15 protein-coding genes are annotated in these 15,560 nt (G+C 62.5%); 5 read left to right on the forward strand and 10 right to left on the reverse strand.

Annotation, left to right across the window (positions count from 1 at the left end; translation table 11 throughout):
* Window positions 1–53: 53 nt before the first annotated feature.
* From F7P65_RS20615 to F7P65_RS20630, 4 genes are read right to left on the reverse strand one after another with little or no spacing between them, the layout of a single operon-like run.
* The gene (locus F7P65_RS20615; protein ID WP_150295230.1) at window positions 54–1,289 is read right to left on the reverse strand and encodes an NAD(P)/FAD-dependent oxidoreductase; all 1,236 of its coding nucleotides are present in this window, start codon (window positions 1,287–1,289) and stop codon (window positions 54–56) included.
* Between the two features lie 3 nt (window positions 1,290–1,292).
* Window positions 1,293–2,183: an NAD(P)H-hydrate dehydratase gene (locus tag F7P65_RS20620; protein WP_150295232.1), complete on the reverse strand. Its 891-nt coding sequence runs from the start codon at window positions 2,181–2,183 to the stop codon at window positions 1,293–1,295.
* Window positions 2,180–2,947 (reverse strand): histidine phosphatase family protein, encoded by a 768-nt coding sequence (locus F7P65_RS20625; protein WP_150295234.1) that lies wholly within the window; start codon window positions 2,945–2,947, stop codon window positions 2,180–2,182. The genes F7P65_RS20620 and F7P65_RS20625 overlap by 4 nt, the downstream gene beginning before the upstream one ends.
* Before the next feature lie 60 nt (window positions 2,948–3,007).
* Window positions 3,008–3,580, reverse strand: coding sequence for a DUF4142 domain-containing protein (locus F7P65_RS20630; protein WP_150295236.1), 573 nt, complete (start codon window positions 3,578–3,580; stop codon window positions 3,008–3,010).
* 122 nt (window positions 3,581–3,702) lie between these two features.
* Here F7P65_RS20630 and F7P65_RS20635 point away from each other — a divergent pair, with 122 nt between their 5' ends.
* The 3 genes from F7P65_RS20635 (at window position 3,703) to F7P65_RS20645 (ending at window position 5,466) form a co-directional block, all read left to right on the forward strand.
* Window positions 3,703–4,122: a DUF3597 domain-containing protein gene (locus F7P65_RS20635; protein WP_150295238.1), complete on the forward strand. Its 420-nt coding sequence runs from the start codon at window positions 3,703–3,705 to the stop codon at window positions 4,120–4,122.
* Between the two features lie 164 nt (window positions 4,123–4,286).
* Window positions 4,287–4,967 carry a CDP-alcohol phosphatidyltransferase family protein gene (locus F7P65_RS20640; RefSeq protein WP_150295240.1) on the forward strand — a complete coding sequence of 227 codons (681 nt, stop codon included), beginning with the start codon at window positions 4,287–4,289 and terminating at the stop codon, window positions 4,965–4,967.
* Between the two features lie 31 nt (window positions 4,968–4,998).
* Complete coding sequence (locus F7P65_RS20645; protein WP_162854735.1) at window positions 4,999–5,466, forward strand: YaiI/YqxD family protein; 468 nt, start codon at window positions 4,999–5,001, stop codon at window positions 5,464–5,466.
* Between the two features lie 90 nt (window positions 5,467–5,556).
* Here the strand turns inward: F7P65_RS20645 and trxC are convergent, their stop codons facing one another.
* Complete coding sequence (trxC, locus tag F7P65_RS20650) at window positions 5,557–5,997, reverse strand: thioredoxin TrxC (protein WP_150295242.1); 441 nt, start codon at window positions 5,995–5,997, stop codon at window positions 5,557–5,559.
* A 143-nt stretch (window positions 5,998–6,140) separates the two neighbouring features.
* Window positions 6,141–7,448, reverse strand: coding sequence for a spinster family MFS transporter (locus F7P65_RS20655; protein WP_150295244.1), 1,308 nt, complete (start codon window positions 7,446–7,448; stop codon window positions 6,141–6,143).
* Window positions 7,449–7,647: 199 nt separating this feature from the next.
* Between F7P65_RS20655 and F7P65_RS20660 the strand changes: the two genes are divergently transcribed.
* Both F7P65_RS20660 and F7P65_RS20665 read left to right on the forward strand, forming a co-directional pair.
* Window positions 7,648–8,559 (forward strand): TauD/TfdA dioxygenase family protein, encoded by a 912-nt coding sequence (locus F7P65_RS20660; protein WP_150295246.1) that lies wholly within the window; start codon window positions 7,648–7,650, stop codon window positions 8,557–8,559.
* An 835-nt stretch (window positions 8,560–9,394) separates the two neighbouring features.
* Window positions 9,395–11,560 (forward strand): TonB-dependent receptor, encoded by a 2,166-nt coding sequence (locus F7P65_RS20665; protein WP_150295247.1) that lies wholly within the window; start codon window positions 9,395–9,397, stop codon window positions 11,558–11,560.
* A gap of 219 nt (window positions 11,561–11,779) precedes the next feature.
* Here the strand turns inward: F7P65_RS20665 and F7P65_RS20670 are convergent, their stop codons facing one another.
* The 4 genes from F7P65_RS20670 to F7P65_RS20685 are packed head-to-tail and all read right to left on the reverse strand — an operon-like array spanning window position 11,780 to window position 15,557.
* Window positions 11,780–12,760: a copper resistance protein B gene (locus tag F7P65_RS20670; protein WP_150295249.1), complete on the reverse strand. Its 981-nt coding sequence runs from the start codon at window positions 12,758–12,760 to the stop codon at window positions 11,780–11,782.
* Window positions 12,757–14,502, reverse strand: a complete 1,746-nt coding sequence (locus tag F7P65_RS20675; RefSeq protein ID WP_150295251.1) for a copper resistance system multicopper oxidase — start codon at window positions 14,500–14,502, stop codon at window positions 12,757–12,759. The genes F7P65_RS20670 and F7P65_RS20675 overlap by 4 nt, the downstream gene beginning before the upstream one ends.
* Before the next feature lie 36 nt (window positions 14,503–14,538).
* A complete protein-coding gene (locus F7P65_RS20680; RefSeq protein WP_240334421.1) occupies window positions 14,539–15,120 on the reverse strand; it encodes an RNA polymerase sigma factor in 582 nt (193 codons plus the stop codon).
* On the reverse strand, window positions 15,117–15,557 hold the full coding sequence (locus F7P65_RS20685; RefSeq protein ID WP_150295253.1) for a periplasmic heavy metal sensor: 441 nt from the start codon (window positions 15,555–15,557) through the stop codon (window positions 15,117–15,119). Before F7P65_RS20685 ends, F7P65_RS20680 begins: the two co-directional genes overlap by 4 nt.
* Between the last annotated feature and the right edge of the window lie 3 nt (window positions 15,558–15,560).

Below are 15,560 nucleotides of genomic sequence, written 5' to 3' on the forward strand. Positions count from 1 at the left end.
CGACAATCTGACACGCGGCCTCCTGTCCAAATAGCAGCCGGCAAACACGCCGCTCAATCGAACCTGTAGGGATCGAAACAGATCGCATCCGGGTCCGGCGCATCGAATAGCGCGCCTTCGAGCAACTCGGCGGCCAGCGCCGCAAAAGCGATGCCGTTGCCGCCATAGCCTGCCGCCAGCCAGACATGAGGCATGAGCGAGGAACGCCCGATAGCGGGCAATCCATCGGGGGACACACCGAAGGTCGCGGCCCATTTGCGATCGATGGAGAGGGGGCCAGCGCCCAGCATCGCTTCGAGCTTGGCGGCGATCGTGCCCGCCTTGGCTGCGATCATCGCGTCACGGGCGTCTTCACGGACCTCCGCGACATCCTCTCCGCCCGCGATGATCCTGCCCTCGCCATTGGTCCTTACATAGAGATAGGGATCGGACGCTTCCCAGATCATCGCATTCTCCTTCCAGATCGGCGCCGTGCCGGGGGGCGTCGCCATGGCGAAGGTCGACATCAGGCTGAACGCTGGCGGGAGAAACAGAAGCGGGCGCTCATAACCCGTAGCCAGGATCACTTCGCGCGCGACCAGGGTTTGTCCGTCTTGCGCCTCCAGCCTGACTCCGTCCTCGTCCGGATGGAGCGCCACGATATCGACCGGAAAGCTGATGGTTGCGCCCCGGCTCGCAGCGCGATCGAGCAGTGCGTGCGAGAGATGAACCGGATCGACCTCGAACCCGCGGTCCGAAACAAGGGCGGCGCGACCTCTGATCCCGAAACGCGCCGAAACATCGGCAGCATTGAAAAAGCGGGACGGCAGCCCATGGCGGCGATGCATGTCGGCCTCCTCCGCCAGGCCGCGCTCATCGAGCACATTGCCTGCCAGATAGAGGGTGGGCCGTTCCACCTTGCCGCCATCGATGCCGAGGGCGTCGATATGATCGGCCAAGGCGCACACGGCGTGGAAGACGCGCCGCCAGCGGCGCGCTGCCTCCGCTTCTCCCAACCGCCGTGCCAGATGGAGCATGGGCACGTCCATCGCCCACATGATTTCCGCGGTGGACGCGGCCGTGCTGCCGCATCCGGGCGGACGACGGTCGAACATGGCGATGTTGCCCGTCCGCGCGCTCAGCCGCTCGGCAATGATGCTGCCCATGATCCCGCAGCCCAATATGGCGATATCGACCGAACGCCGGGGAAATGGATCGGCGATCCGGGCAGACCGGTCGGTTTCATCCCACGGCACGCTGCCGGTCCGCAGGTTTCGCCCTTCGCTAAGGCCCTGGAGCGACGCGTTCATCCTTTATTGCCGCGATGCTTCATGGAGAAGCGCAGGAATAAGCGGCAGCAATTCCCGCGCAAGAAAGCCGACCGGGCCGACTTGCTTTGCAAGCCGCTGGCCAGCCTGACCATGTATCCAGATGGCCCAGGCAGCCGCTTCGATCGGTTCTGCCCCGCGCGCGCTGAGACCGCCGACCAGACCTGCCAGGACATCGCCCGATCCGCCGGTCGCAAGCCCGACGCAATCCACTTCATGACTCAGCAACATCCCGTCCGGTCCGGCAATGAAGCTGCGTTTGCCCTTCAGCAGCACGACCGCGCCAAAATGCCGCGCCATGTCTGCGGCCGCCGCTTGTGGGTCAGCCGCGACGGCCTGCTCGCTCCGCCCCGAGAGGATCGCCATCTCGCCATGATGGGGCGTCAGGATCATATCCCGTTCATGCGCGCGCACCAGCGGGGCCAAATCCCGAACGGAGGTGAGCGCCGCCGCATCCAGGATGATGGCCGAAGGCGGGTCGGCGGCCGAGAGAAGACCCGCGACCAGTTCGTCCGTTTCCTTGCTGACGCTCATCCCCGGCCCAACGATCAACGCGTCGCAGGCCGATATGCGTGGGGCAAGAATCTGCGCGGCCTCCGCCGCGATCTCGCCATCTTCCTGCGCAGGGAGCGCGATCATTGCCGCTTCGGGGACCAGCACGCCCAGGGACATCGCAGCCGAACGCACCGTTGCCATTTGCAATTTGCCAGCCCCGGCGCGCAGCGCGGCCTCGCCGGTCAGCCGGAGAGCGCCCGGCACGAACTCGGCGCCGCCCGCAACCAACACACGGCCGCGCGCATTTTTGTCCGCGCCGCTTTGGACCGCCGGCAGCGGATGCGCGCGCAACCAGTCCGCGTCGATTCTTTCGCACCTCATCCGCGCGCCCCTGCGATGGCATCGGGCTCCTTGGTGACGGGCTTGTCCTCCCGTTCCAGCGGCGCGGTGACATTATAGCGTTGGAGGACCAGGCCCCCGTCATGGCCCTTGCCTGGATCGAGGCGATAGTCGGTGATGGCGCAATTCGCGACGTCTCCGGCGCGATCTATCGCCAGGATTTCGGCCTCGTTCAGCCCCTCGATGATATAGCGCAGGCACAGCACGACCACCTGATGGGTGAAAATGATGACGCGCCGCTCGGCATAATGCAGCGAGATGGTGTCCATCACCGATCGGAGGCGCAGGATAACATCGCACCAACTCTCGCCACCCGGTGGCCGGTGATAGAATTTGCCCAGCAATCGGCGGAATTCGGCCTGTTGCGGCTCCAGATTATGGATACCGCTGACGGTCAGGCCGTCGAGTATGCCGAATTCCTTTTCCCTCAACCGCTCGTCGAAGCAGATTTTCTCATCGGCCTCGCAGCCGCCGGCGTCCCGGAAGATCTGCGCGGATTGGCAGGCCCGTCGATAGGGGGATGAAAGCAAAATTTCAGGGCGCTGATCCGGCTGCTCTCTGGCAAACCAGTGTCCCAGCGCCCTTGCCTGCTCGCGCCCCAGATGGCTGAGCGGCACATCCGCGTCCCGTTCGGTCAGGGCGATGCGATCCGCCAGTGCCTCGTCGGCGGCGTCCCGCGCGACATTGCCGGCACTTTGCCCATGCCGGACGATGATCAATTGACGGGGCCAGCGGGCGGATCGCAAGACGCTCTCCTTTGACTTTTCAACCGACGCGACGACTTTCCGAGGGGCGCGCGCGCGTGCTCAGGACTTGAGGCTTTCCGCCATGTTGAGATGTCCGACAACGATCGGAACGAGCTTGGTGGCGAAGTCCTTGAGCGTAGGAACGTCGCCGGTCGCTGAATAGGCCTTGAGCTTTTCGAGAGTCTCGCGATGCCCCTTGATCTGCGCCTGAACATAAGCGGCATCGAAGTCGGCGCCCTTCTTGCCTTTCAGCATATCGAGCGTTTGCCGCTGTTCGGTCGTCAACATAGGCTGGGGAACGATCGGGGAGGCTGCGCTGCTTGCCGCCTGGGTCAGCTTGGCCGTCGAGTCCGTATGGGCCTTGATCATCGTTTCGGCGAACCGCTTCACCGAAACCGACTGGCTGTTGATAACGGCAAGTTTCGAGCTTTCGACCTCGAACGTGTCGCTCGCCGCTGCCGCATTGGCGAACGACTGACCCGGACTTTCCGCGACGGATGCAGGATCGAGGGTGTTCACGCTGTTGACCGGACCGACGGCGACATCGTTGGCCGGCGTCTCGCTTTTCTTGTTGCAGCCGCCGAGTACCAGACCCGTCAATGCCAGTGCCAATATGCTGCTTTTCACTTTCATGGATCCTCTCCCGGTCGCAAAGGCGATCGTCCTTCAACCCCCAGCATGGTCGCTCGTTCCCCCGGAGCTTTTTTGCTCATGCCTCGTTTGGATCAGGAACGAAACGTGGAGGAGCCGGACTCATGGGCATTTTTGGAAAGATCATGGACAAGGTTTTCCACAGAGGCGGCGGCGTCGAAAGCCAGGCCAGTGGAACATCCCCGACCGCCACGCCCGTTGCCCCTCCCGCCTCCGCACCTGCTCCGACGGCCTCGCCCGCACCCGCGCCCACCGCTGCGCAACCGCAAATCGATGTAGGAGCGGTACTTTCCGCCATGGCCGATGCCAAAGACGGCGGCGGCAATTATCAAACCTCCATCGTGGATTTGCTGAAGCTTCTCGATCTGGATTCCAGCCTCGCCGCCCGCAAGGAATTGGCCGACGAACTGGGTGTGCATGCAGGCGCGGACGGCAGCGCCGAACAGAATATAGCCCTTCACAAGGCGGTAATGGCGAAGCTCGCTGAAAATGGCGGAATCGTACCCGATAGCCTGCGAAATTGATTGGCGGCGCTCGAACATCATCTTCGCAGCCACGGTCCGCGCGGTGACAGGGGCAGCCATGCATGAACCAGAATGGGAAGCCCGTCAGGCTGGCATGGGCCTGGGTCGATCGATTGATGCAATTCGCACGTTGCCCGCCGAAATTTATGGCCGCATAAGGGCCTATGACAATTCCATTACAAAATGTGACCTCCCTCTCCCGCATCCAGGAAAATTGGCTTGCCGCGAAAGAGCGGAGATTGCTGAACTGGCTCTGCGCTCGCATGCCCGCGTGGGTCACGCCTGATCGTTTGACTGCTCTGGGTATGATCGGCGCGTTCATGATCTTCCTGGGCTATGTGGGAAGCAATCTGAGCTCATCCTGGCTGTTGCTCGCCATCGCCGGTTATGTCGTTCAGTGGTTTGGGGATTCGATGGATGGTAGCATTGCGCGATTCCGCCGGATCGAACGCCCTTCCTATGGCTATTTCATCGACCATAGCTGCGATGGCCTTGCAACGCTGCTGATCCTTGCCGGCATCGGTCTTAGCCCCTTTGTCACCATGGACGTCGCGATGGCAGCGCTGGCTGGCTATCTGTTGTTGTCGATCCACGCCTATCTGTCCGCTCGCGTGTTGGGAGAGTTCAAGCTGTCCTATCTCGCGGCCGGCCCCACCGAATTGCGGCTGATGCTGATCGGGCTGACGCTGATGATGATGGCCCTCGGGTCCGGTCCAGGATATTTTGGCCTCCTGTCAGGCTTCGATCTGTTCGTGGGGACAGTCGCCTTCATCCTGATCCTGCTGTTCGTCATTCAGACGCTGGTCACCGGACGGCGGCTGGCCCGATCCGAACGGGGGGAATGAATGGGATGCGATGCCGCCCGGATATTGCCCTATGATTCAAATCATGGTGGATGCGGACGCATGTCCGGTAAAGGAAGAAGCCTATAAGGTCGCCTTTCGCCATGACGTGCCAGTCGTGGTCGTCACCAACAGCCGCCTGCGCGTCCCCGACCATCCTCGGATTACCCGCATTGTCGTTGGCGACGGGTTCGACGCTGCGGATGACTGGATTGCCGAGCGGGTCACGGCCACGACCATCGTGATAACGGCCGATATTCTTCTGGCGGACCGTTGCCTCAAGATGGGCGGCTTCGTGCTCGCCCCAACCGGCAAGCCGTTCACCAGCGCATCGATCGGCAACGCCGTCGCGATCCGGGCCATCATGGCCGATCTGCGGGCCGGTGGCGAAAATGTCGGCGGCCCCGCCCCTTTCAGCAAGGCGGATAGATCCAGATTCCTGTCCGCCCTGGACGAGATGCTGGTTCGCATGGCGCGCATGGCCCGAACATCGGCGCATTGATCGCCAGCGGCCGAGCCGTCGCTGGCATGGACGTGGGCGGGCTGCGGATGGCGCGATATGGGCTTTAGAAAGCCTCCTGTCGCTCTTCCGCTACAATTGCGCCCTTGCCCATGCGACTATGGCCTGTTGCGGCATTGCGCCCGATTGCCGGGCGACTGCGCGCCCGTTCGAGAACAGGATCATGGTGGGGATCGAGCGTATGCCGTAGCGCCCGGCAATGCCCTGCTCCGCTTCCGTATCGAGCTTGCCCAAGCGCATGAAGGGTTCAAGCTCGTGCGCCGCCCCCGCAAAAGCAGGTGCCATCTGGCGGCACGGTCCACACCAGGATGCCCAAAAATCCACAAGTAACGGCACATCGCTGCGACTGGCATGCGCATCGAAATTGGCGGCGTTCAGCGACACCGGTTCGCCTGCGAAGAGTGGCTGCTTGCACCGCCCGCATGTGCCGCCTGCCCGCAACTTATCCGGTGGGACGCGATTGGCGGCATCGCAATGTGGGCAGACAATGATCAAAGCCTTATCCTGGGTCATGAAACCGCCTCATTTCCTCGCGCTCGCGGAAGCGACAGCCATAAACCCTCCGGTCGCGGACAAGGTCCTCCCCATGTCCATCGAATAACGGCGCTGTCCGCATCCGCGGAGTGTATATGCGCCGGCTACCGCCTGCAAAGGCCTCAGTTCAAGGAGTCTTGCGCGGCAAGATCGGCCTGGAGCGTGCGCGCGGCGCGCTGGAGATGAAACGCGCTCCACGCAAGCACGATGGCGATCGCGAGAATGCCGTACCGCAGTGACGCCGTGCCCAAAGGGCTCAACGCGTCGCTCAGCATGCCCACGGCCAGCGGCCCAAGGCCGAAACCGATCGCGCCGCTCAGAAGATAGGTCATGGAGTTGGCGGTCGCCCGCATGCTGGGCGCGACGACGGTCTGGATAAGGCTGTAGCTGGGACCCATATAGATGGCGACAAGCAGGCCATAGACCACATTGAAACTCATGGCGCCAAGCAGGCTGGGGGCGAGCAGGAATCCGGTCAGCGGGATCATGGCGAGGAGGACGGCGGTCGCGGGTATCCAGCACAGCCAGCGTTTGTCGCTGGCCGCGAGACGATCGGTCAGCTGTCCGCCCAGAAAGGCGCCCAGCATTCCGGCGACGGAGGTGGCCGCCAGCAGCGGTCCGATGGTGCCCAGATTGATGTGATGCGATCGAAGTAGAAAGGATGGACCCCAGGTCGATACCCCCGCGACGACGAAATTCAGCAGCCCGATGCCGATCATCGTGTGGGCCACGGATCGCCGCTGCCACACAATCGTCACCGCTTCGCGAAACGGCATCGGCTTGTCGGGCTTCGCGCCCGCCGATCCACGCTGGGGATCCGCCATCGTCAGCCAGAGCAGTGGCGCGAGGAACAGGCCCGGCACGCCAGCCGCGAACATCGCCATGCGCCAGCTATAATGCTCCGCAAGCCAGCCGCCCATGGAATAGGCGATCAGCACGCCGAGCGGGGAGGAGACGAAAAAGATCGAAATGGCCCGGGCGCGGCGTTGAGGAGGGAAATTGTCGGCGATGATCGAAATGCCGATCGGGCCGCTGCCAGCCTCCCCCACGCCCACGCCGATGCGGATCAGCAGAAGTTGCATGAAGCTGTGCGCCTGACTGCCCAGCGCCGTCATGCCGCTCCACAAGGCCAGGCAGATGGCGATCAGCTTGCGGCGACTGAATCGATCCGCCAGCATCCCGATCGGCAGAAGCGCAACGGCGTTGAATATGGCGAAGGCGAGGCCCGAGACGATGCCCATCTGAGTGTCGGTGAGGTGCAGGTCCAGCTTGATCGGCTCGATCAGCACCGACATGATCATGCGATCGCCCGCACAGAGCAGATTTGCCGCCGCCAACAGGAACAGCGCATAATAGGCCGATGCGGACGCTGCCGGCGTGCCGGGGCTTTCGGCCGCCTCCATTGAGCCGACCTGATTGGAACTGAACATCAAATCCCCTCCGACTGCCTGGCGCCAGTGGCTCCGTGCGCTTTTACCTTACGGCAGATACGATACAATATCGTTGCCGAATGGAAGCCGAAAGTCCACATGAAAAATCGGCTGAATTCGCGAATATCGCTTTCTCCTTTGCCTTGCCTAGATCGAAACAATACGGTATCGTTTCCTCATTCAAGGAGAGGATAAATCTATGGCAACGAGCGCGAAAACCGAACCGCAGGGACGGCCGGATGATTTGGACATACGACCGATCGGCGGCCAGACAGGCGCCCTGATCTCCGGCGTGACGCTGTCCGGCGATCTGCCGGCCGAGACGATTGCGACGATCCGCGCGGCGCTCGTCCAATATAAGGTTGTGTTCTTTCGGGGACAGAATCAAATGGCCGACGTGCCCCTGCACCAGGCATTCACCCAGCGTTTCGGGGCGCTTCAGGATCACCCCTTCGCCAAGACAAGCCCTGTTGGCTATGCGATCAAAATGGATTCCAAGAGCGGGTCGCGCGCCAACACCTGGCACACGGACATGACCTATCTGGACGCCTATCCGGCAGCTTCCGTGCTGTACGGCGAACTGATTCCGCCGGCCGGGGGCGACACCATGTGGGCGAACATGGCCGCGGCCTATGCCAGCCTGCCCGAACAGTTGCAGCGGTTCGCCGAAGGCCTTCGGGTGGTTCACACCAATTCATACAGTTATGCATCGGAACGCCGGGACATCGCTTCGCAGCAGATCATCGATTCGGTGCCGCCCAGCGGCGTGCTGGAGGCGGAGCACCCCCTTGTGCGCGTGCATCCCGAATCGGGTGAACGATCGCTGGTGCTGGGCACCTTCTTTTCGCACTTCGTCGACTTCGAAGCGCCGGACTCGCAAATGCTCTACAATCTGTTCATGCGGCATGCGACCCGCCCCGAAAATACCATCCGCTGGAACTGGAGCGTGGGGGATGTTGCCATGTGGGACAATCGCGCGACGATGCATTATGGCGTGAACGATTATGGCCAGCAGCAGCGCATCGTTCGGCGGATGACGATCGCGGGGGACGCGCCGGTCAGCGTGGACGGTCGGTCGAGCGTCCTGAGAATTCCGGGCATGAAGGACTGACGCCCCCGAATTGCCCGTTCATTGGCCAAACTGCTCAGGCTGTACGGATGGGACGGTGCGACATTCGCCGTCAAACCGGACCGATAGGCTGAAGGCGACACGTTTTTGGCCGCGCATCGCCTTCCCCTGCCGATTCTTGTTCGCCGACCCCCACTATCCCTGTTGTTCTCCGGGCGATATTGTGATACCTATATTACCCTTATAATAAAAAATTGAAAACGACAGATTGGGGAGAGGTATGGCATCTTCATTTACCTGCACCGCCTGACGACATGGGCCAATCTGCTTGGCCGATGATGTCGTCTCGTATCCCGGAACCCTCTCGGTCACGCACTTTGCCCTCGCCGGGCCTGCCGTGACTGAGCTTGACGGGGGCCGCGAGCAGGAAAAGATGTCGGAAATATATTCTTCCAAAAAGCCATTGATGTAGCGCCTTGTTCCGCACGGACAGGGCATTCCGCAATCATTTCATCGGCCGGTCGCGAACCGGCCGGCAAAAGGCGCATAAATTTTGGCAGGCAGACGGACATCCATGCAAGGCCGGAACACATTGGGGACGGGTGCGGCATTGGGGCTCGCGCTGGCGTCACCCATGCTCCGCTTCACGCGCCTGCCGAATGGATCGCCAAATTCCGCGGCAAGTTCGACAAGCGCTGGGACATCGTGGAGGCCGAGACCTTTGCACGCCAGCGCCAGCGCGGAATTATCCCGGCGAGACCCCGGGCTGCTGCGCGCATAGGCGGCTGGCATCTTGGTGAAGTCACGATCAGTATAAATAAAATAGTGGAAGAGTAATCCTAAGACCAAGAGCGGTTATGAAGGGGAGTGCAATGAAATGATGATTCGGAATTTCTGCGTAACATTGTTGGCGTCGTCCTTTTTTGTATCGCCGGCTTTCGCTCAGGCGCAGCCGACGCAGGATGATGCGTCGGCGCCCGCTTCCGCCCAGGGCTTGGCGGATATCATCGTGACGGCCCAGAAGAGGGCGGAATCCCTTCAGAAGACGCCGATTTCCATCGCGGCCTTCGACAGCGAAGCACTGGCCGCGAAACGCATTGCCTCGATCGTCGACCTCACCACGCAGGTGCCCAACTTCACCACGACGCCCAGCCCGAATTCGGCGCTGTCGCAGAGCATCTTCATTCGTGGCGTGGGCCTTTACGGGAATACGCAGACGCGCGACAGCGCGGTCGCCGTCTATGTGGACGGTGTCTATGTGGCGCGCGCGCAGGGCATCTCCAACGAACTCGCCGACATCGAACGTATCGAGGTTCTGCGCGGTCCGCAGGGCACCTTGTACGGGCGCAATGCCACGGGCGGCGCGGTCAGCTTCATCACCAAGTCGCCGGAACTGGGCGCCTGGCACGGCGAGCAGAGCTTCACCTTCGGCAATCGCAATGAGTTCATGACGCGCACCCGGCTGAATGTGCCGCTGGGCGACACGGTGGCCGCAGAGTTCACCTTCCTGCACACCACCAAGGACGGCTTCGTCAAAAATCTCGGCGCGGGACGCGACTATGGCGAGCGCAACCGCAACGGCGTGCGCGGCGCCCTGCTGTGGCAGCCAAGCAGCGCGTTCAGCGCGCGCTATACTTATGATTCGTCGTGGATCAGGGATACCGGTCCCTATCTGGGCGTGGTGCCGGCTTACCCGGCAAAAATCTCCACGCCGCGGACGGGCAGCACCGGCAATGTTCCGCTGCGTCCCGGCGACAGCCGCGTGAGCGGTCACAATCTGACCTTGAGCTACGATGTGGCGGATAATCTCACGATCAAGTCGATCACCGGCTACCGGCGGCTGAAGGACGACACCAACCAAGTCTATAATCCGGGCATTGTTGCGCCGGGCCTGCCGTTCAACAACCGCAATATCACCCATCAACATCAGTTCAGCGAAGAAGTCCAACTGATCGGCGATCTGTTCGACAAGCGCCTGAAATATGTCGGCGGCGCCTTCTATTTTACCGAATCCGGCGATGCGCTGGATCTGAACAATACGGCCGCCGGTCTCACGGCCCGCGCCTCGGACTGGCGCAACAAGGCCTATGCCGTTTACGGCCAGGCCACGTGGACGCCGGATATTATCGGTGATCGCCTCCACCTCACCGTGGGCGCGCGCTATTCGCATGACGACCGTCGCGCCTCGGTGGCCGCCAACCGCCGACCGCCGGTTGGTCCGGTCGTGCCGCTCACCACCGGCAGCGGGCAGCGCAGCTTCCACGACTTCAGCCCGATGGGCACGGTGCAGTTCGACGTCACGGACAACGCTAACGTCTATGCCACCGTCTCGCGGGGCTATCGCACCGGCGGGTTCAATCCGACGGCCAGCTCCTCGGCGAACTTCGCCGCCGGTTTTGCGCCGGAGACGCTCATCAACTATGAAGCCGGCTTCAAATCCGAATTCTTCGATCGCCGCATTCGCGTGAACGCCGACATATTCGAGGAGAAATACAAGGACATCCAGACCAACGTCTTCAGTCCGTTTAACCCGATCATCATCGATGTTGTGAACGCCGCCAAGGCGTCGATCAAGGGTGTCGAGGCGGAAGTGACTGTCCTCGTCGCCAAGGGCCTGACCGTCAATGGCTCCTACGGCTATATCAAGCCGAAATATGACTTTGTGAAAAGCCTGACCGGAACCGATGTCACGTCCCTGTATCGTTTCCCCAATGCGCCCAAACAGAGCTATGCAGTCAGCGCGAGCTACAAGTCGGAGCCGACCGTGGTCGGCACTTTCCAGGCAGATGTGAATTATTCCTGGAGAGCGCGTTATTTCGGCCTCGCGTCCAATCCCAACGTCATCGGTCAATCCTATGGGTTGCTTGGCGGCCGTATCGGCCTCAGGGACGTGGGAGGGCTGACAGGCCTCAGCGCCATGGTCTGGGGACGTAATCTCACCAACAAGGCCTATGAGCCGAACATCTTTGCGATCGGGAATGTGCAGCTCGCCAGCTTCGGCGAACCGAGAAGCTATGGCGTCGACCTGAGCTATCGTTTCTAAACGACGCGGCGGCAACGGCGGGCATGAACAAGCCCGCCGTTCACCCGTTCCGCCATTTCAAGCTGAGCTGGCCCAGGTGATTTTCGATGCCGTAGAGCATCGTGCGAAAAAGTGGGTGAGCCGGAGGCCCAGGACTCCGAGCACGGGTTTTTCGTAAAAAACGATGCGACAACAAAGGAGGTGAGCCAGCGGCCCGCGTCTGATTGAGCGCAGCTTGCTCTAGAACCAGAAGCGCACGCCCATGACGAAGCTCGTGGCCGACGCAGCTTCGCCCTTCGCGCGGGCAAAGCGGGCCGTATCGCCCAGCTTGCGTTCCCAATTCACGCCGACATAGGGCGCAAATTCGCGAACCAGTTCATAACGCAGCCGCAGACCCAGTTCGACATCCGACAAGCCCGACCCACTTCCTATTTCGGGCACGTCCTGCGCAGCGATATTCACCTCCGCCGCCGGTTGAAGGATCAGGCGCTGGGTGATGCGCTGGTCATAGCTGCCCTCCAGCCGCAGATGCGCATCGCCCTTGCTGGACAGAAACGCCTGCGCGCCGACCTCGAACCAATAGGGCGCCAACCCCTCGATCCCCACCACCGCATAAGTCCGCTGCGGATCGGGGCGGATGTCGTGGCGCACGCCGGCTTCCAGATTGAACCAGGGGTCGATGGCGCGACTGTAGAGGGCCTGCACTTCGGCACGTGCGAGCGGACCGCCGATTTCGCCCTCGCCCTCGGTCTTGAAGGCGAAGCGATTGATATCGCCGCCGATCCAGCCTTCCCATTCCCAATGATAGCCGTCCGCGCCCTTGCCCATCCGATATTCCAGCCGGTCGAGCATGAGTTGCGAGAAGGTCATGCCGCCATTCTCCTCGACCATGGCAGCGCGGGCGCGGGCCATTACGGCGGGGTCGTAAAAGGCTTCGGCGGCATGGTCGGTCGGCGCCGGGGGCGCGATGCCCCTGGGGATGCCGTCATCGGCGGCGGGCTGGCCATGACCGGCATGGGGATTTTCAGCGGGGGGATTGTCGACGCTCTCCTCGGCAGGCGGCTGATGGGCGGAGTGATCCATGCCCTTCATGGCACCATGGTCCATCTGGCCATGACCCATCTGGCTGTGGTCCATCTGGCTGTGATCCATTTCCTGGGCCCGGGCAGGAAGCGCAGCAGAGGCCAGCACCAGCGCGGCGGCGGAAGCGATCATCTTCACGCCGGCTCCCCTTCATGCCGCGCCGTCACGACACGCATCATACCCGCATGCATGTGCATCAGCATGTGACAATGAAAGGCCCAGTCGCCCGGCGCATCGGCGGTCAGATCGAAACTGACCTTTCCGCCCGGCAACACATTCACCGTATGTTTGCGCGGATTATGCGCGCCCGCGCCTGTCACCAGTTCGAAGAAATGACCGTGCAGGTGAATGGGATGGGGCATCATCGTGTCGTTGATGAGGTTCATCCGCACCCGTTCCATATGGCGGAAGGGGATTGGCTCGGCGCCATCGGACAGCTTCACCCCATCGAAGGACCACATATAGCGCTCCATGTTCGCGGTCAGATGAATGTCCAGCGTGCGCGTGGGCGCGCGGGTATCGCCATTGGGCTCCAGCGACCTGAGATCGGCATAGGTCAACACCCTGTGATCGACGGTCTCCAGCCCCGTCGGCCGGTCGGCGGTACGATCCACCGGCATGGGCGAAAGGGTCGCCACGCCCGGTCCCATCCTCACCTGCGGCGCGACCGAAGGATCGCGCATCTTCATCGAATGCCCCGCCATGCTCCCATGGGCGGGCGGGCTGGGGTCAGTGATGCCACCCTGCCCCATGTCCATTCCGGACATGTCCATGCCCATGTCCTTCATGCCCAGCAAGGGCCGCTCCCGCAGCGCCGGCACCTGCGCCACCATGCCCATGCGCGGCGCCAACGTCGCGCGGACAAGGCCGGAGCGATCGATCGCTTCGGCGATCAGCCCGTAGGGCCTGGCCTCAGTCGGCTGGACCACGATGTCGTAGGTTTCCGCGATGCCGATCTGGAACTCGTCCGTTTCCACCGGCTGCACATGCTGACCATCGCATTGCACCACCGTCATGGGCAGGCCCGGCAGGCGCACATTGAAATTGGTCATGGCCGACGCGTTGACGATGCGCAGCCGCACCCGCTCGCCGGGCGTGAACAGGCCCGTCCAGTTTTCCGCCGTGCCATGACCGTTGGCAAGGAAGCTGTAAGTTGCCCCCGTGACATCCGAAATATCGGTCGGATCCATCCGCATCGCGCCCCATTTCAGGCGCTCTTTCCCACTCTGGTCCTTGCCCGCCAACTGTCCGGCCAGCGTCTGTTGCTGCATGTTGAAATAGCCGCCCATCTGCTTCAGGCGCTTGAGCAGCAGATGCGGATGGATCGGACTCCAATCCGACAGCACGACCACATGCTCTCGTTCGCTTCGCACCGGATCGGCGCCCGCGGGGTCGATGACGATGGGCCCGTAATGACCGACAGCCTCCTGCATACCCGAATGGCTGTGATACCAATAGGTCCCCGACTGGCGGATCGGAAATTCATAGGTGAAGGTTTCTCCCGGCCGGATGCCGGGGAAGCTGATCCCCGGCACGCCGTCCATCTGGAAGGGGACGATCAGCCCGTGCCAGTGGATGGAGGTATCTTCCCGGAGCCGGTTGGTGACGGACAGCCGCACATGCTGCCCCTCCTTCAACCGGATGAGCGGCGCGGGCAAAGTGCCGTTGACCGTCACCGCATGGGCGGACCGCCCGCCGGTCGCAAAATGGCTCTCCCCCACCGTGAGCGCGATATGCTCGCCGCTCAGCACGGGGGAGAGGCCCGCCGTGCCGCTCTGCGCCCATGTCGGAAAGGCGCGACCGAAAGCAAGCGCGCCGCCAAGGCCGCTCAGCCCCCGGATCAGGCCGCGGCGATCAACTTCGGGAAGGGGGAAAATCATGAGGATACACGTCTTTGCTGGAAGGGCAGTTCCCTTCTATACGCGGCCCGATCCGTCATCCCTCAACTGTTCAGCCAATTTATTGCGGGCACGATAAAGGCGGGTTTCGACCGCCTTTTCGCTGATGCCCAATATCTGCGCGGCTTCAACCTGACTCGCCCCTTCGATCGCGCGCAGCACCAGCACATCCTTCAGATTGCCGGGCAAGGCCACGATGGCGGCATGGATCCGCTGGAGTTCCGCCCGGGACTGGGCCGCCTCCTCCGGCGTCGGCGCAAAGTCGGCTACGGACCCCGCTGCTTCCATCGGCCGCGCAAAGGTGAAGAAGCGCCGCACCGCGCGCCGCCGCGCCCAGTCATGACATTTGTTGATCGCGATCCGGGAAATCCACAGCCGGAATGGCCGCGCCCCGTCATAACGGGCCAGCGCCGAAAAGGCGGCGACGAACGTCTCCTGCGTGATGTCCAGCGCCTCGGTCGCGTCGCCCGCATGGCTGCGCGCCAGCCGAAACACCGCGTCGCGATGCCGCCGCATCAGTTCGCCATAGGCACCCTGCTGGCCGGCGAGCGCCAGCGCGGCCAGTTCGGAATCGCTCCGCTCGGTGAGCGCGGGACTCACGAGGCGGGCTGTGTCAGAACCTTGACCACGACGACGTCGAACTGCGCCGCCTGATCGGGCCGCAGCACGGCGCGCATCGCGAAAATATGTTTCAGCGTCTCCTTCTGCAGCATCCCCATGACAGAGTGGGAACGATCGACTGCCTCCCCGACCTTGGGACCATAGCCATGTTCGGCGGCAATGGCCTGCGCCAGGCGAGCATTGTCTGCGCGCATTTCCGCTTCCAGCGCGGCACGGCGCCGGGCGAAATCCGCCTCCAGCACACGAATGGCCTGCTCCTGCGCGGCATCCAGCTTCAGCCTCTTGTGGATCAGGGAATGGACTTCGCTTTCGACCCGCGGCTCGGGCGCGATCCATGTCCGCGCCACCAGCACCGCCGCCAGCGCCGCCGCAAAGGCGACCAGCGCAACCAGTCCATAACGGCCTCTGCCTTTCATGGC

The organism is Sphingobium estronivorans (assembly GCF_008692605.1).
GTDB classification, from domain to species: domain Bacteria; phylum Pseudomonadota; class Alphaproteobacteria; order Sphingomonadales; family Sphingomonadaceae; genus Sphingobium; species Sphingobium estronivorans.

Coding starts and splice junctions, on each gene's coding strand:
- F7P65_RS20615 (WP_150295230.1), bottom strand. CDS start 1,289: ATGAACGCGTCGCTCCAGGGCCTTAGCGAAGGGCGAAACCTGCGGACC.
- F7P65_RS20620 (WP_150295232.1), bottom strand. CDS start 2,183: ATGAGGTGCGAAAGAATCGACGCGGACTGGTTGCGCGCGCATCCGCTG.
- F7P65_RS20630 (WP_150295236.1), bottom strand. CDS start 3,580: ATGAAAGTGAAAAGCAGCATATTGGCACTGGCATTGACGGGTCTGGTA.
- F7P65_RS20635 (WP_150295238.1), top strand. CDS start 3,703: ATGGGCATTTTTGGAAAGATCATGGACAAGGTTTTCCACAGAGGCGGC.
- F7P65_RS20640 (WP_150295240.1), top strand. CDS start 4,287: ATGACAATTCCATTACAAAATGTGACCTCCCTCTCCCGCATCCAGGAA.
- F7P65_RS20645 (WP_162854735.1), top strand. CDS start 4,999: ATGATTCAAATCATGGTGGATGCGGACGCATGTCCGGTAAAGGAAGAA.
- trxC (WP_150295242.1), bottom strand. CDS start 5,997: ATGACCCAGGATAAGGCTTTGATCATTGTCTGCCCACATTGCGATGCC.
- F7P65_RS20655 (WP_150295244.1), bottom strand. CDS start 7,448: ATGTTCAGTTCCAATCAGGTCGGCTCAATGGAGGCGGCCGAAAGCCCC.
- F7P65_RS20660 (WP_150295246.1), top strand. CDS start 7,648: ATGGCAACGAGCGCGAAAACCGAACCGCAGGGACGGCCGGATGATTTG.
- F7P65_RS20665 (WP_150295247.1), top strand. CDS start 9,395: ATGATGATTCGGAATTTCTGCGTAACATTGTTGGCGTCGTCCTTTTTT.
- F7P65_RS20675 (WP_150295251.1), bottom strand. CDS start 14,502: ATGATTTTCCCCCTTCCCGAAGTTGATCGCCGCGGCCTGATCCGGGGG.
- F7P65_RS20685 (WP_150295253.1), bottom strand. CDS start 15,557: ATGAAAGGCAGAGGCCGTTATGGACTGGTTGCGCTGGTCGCCTTTGCG.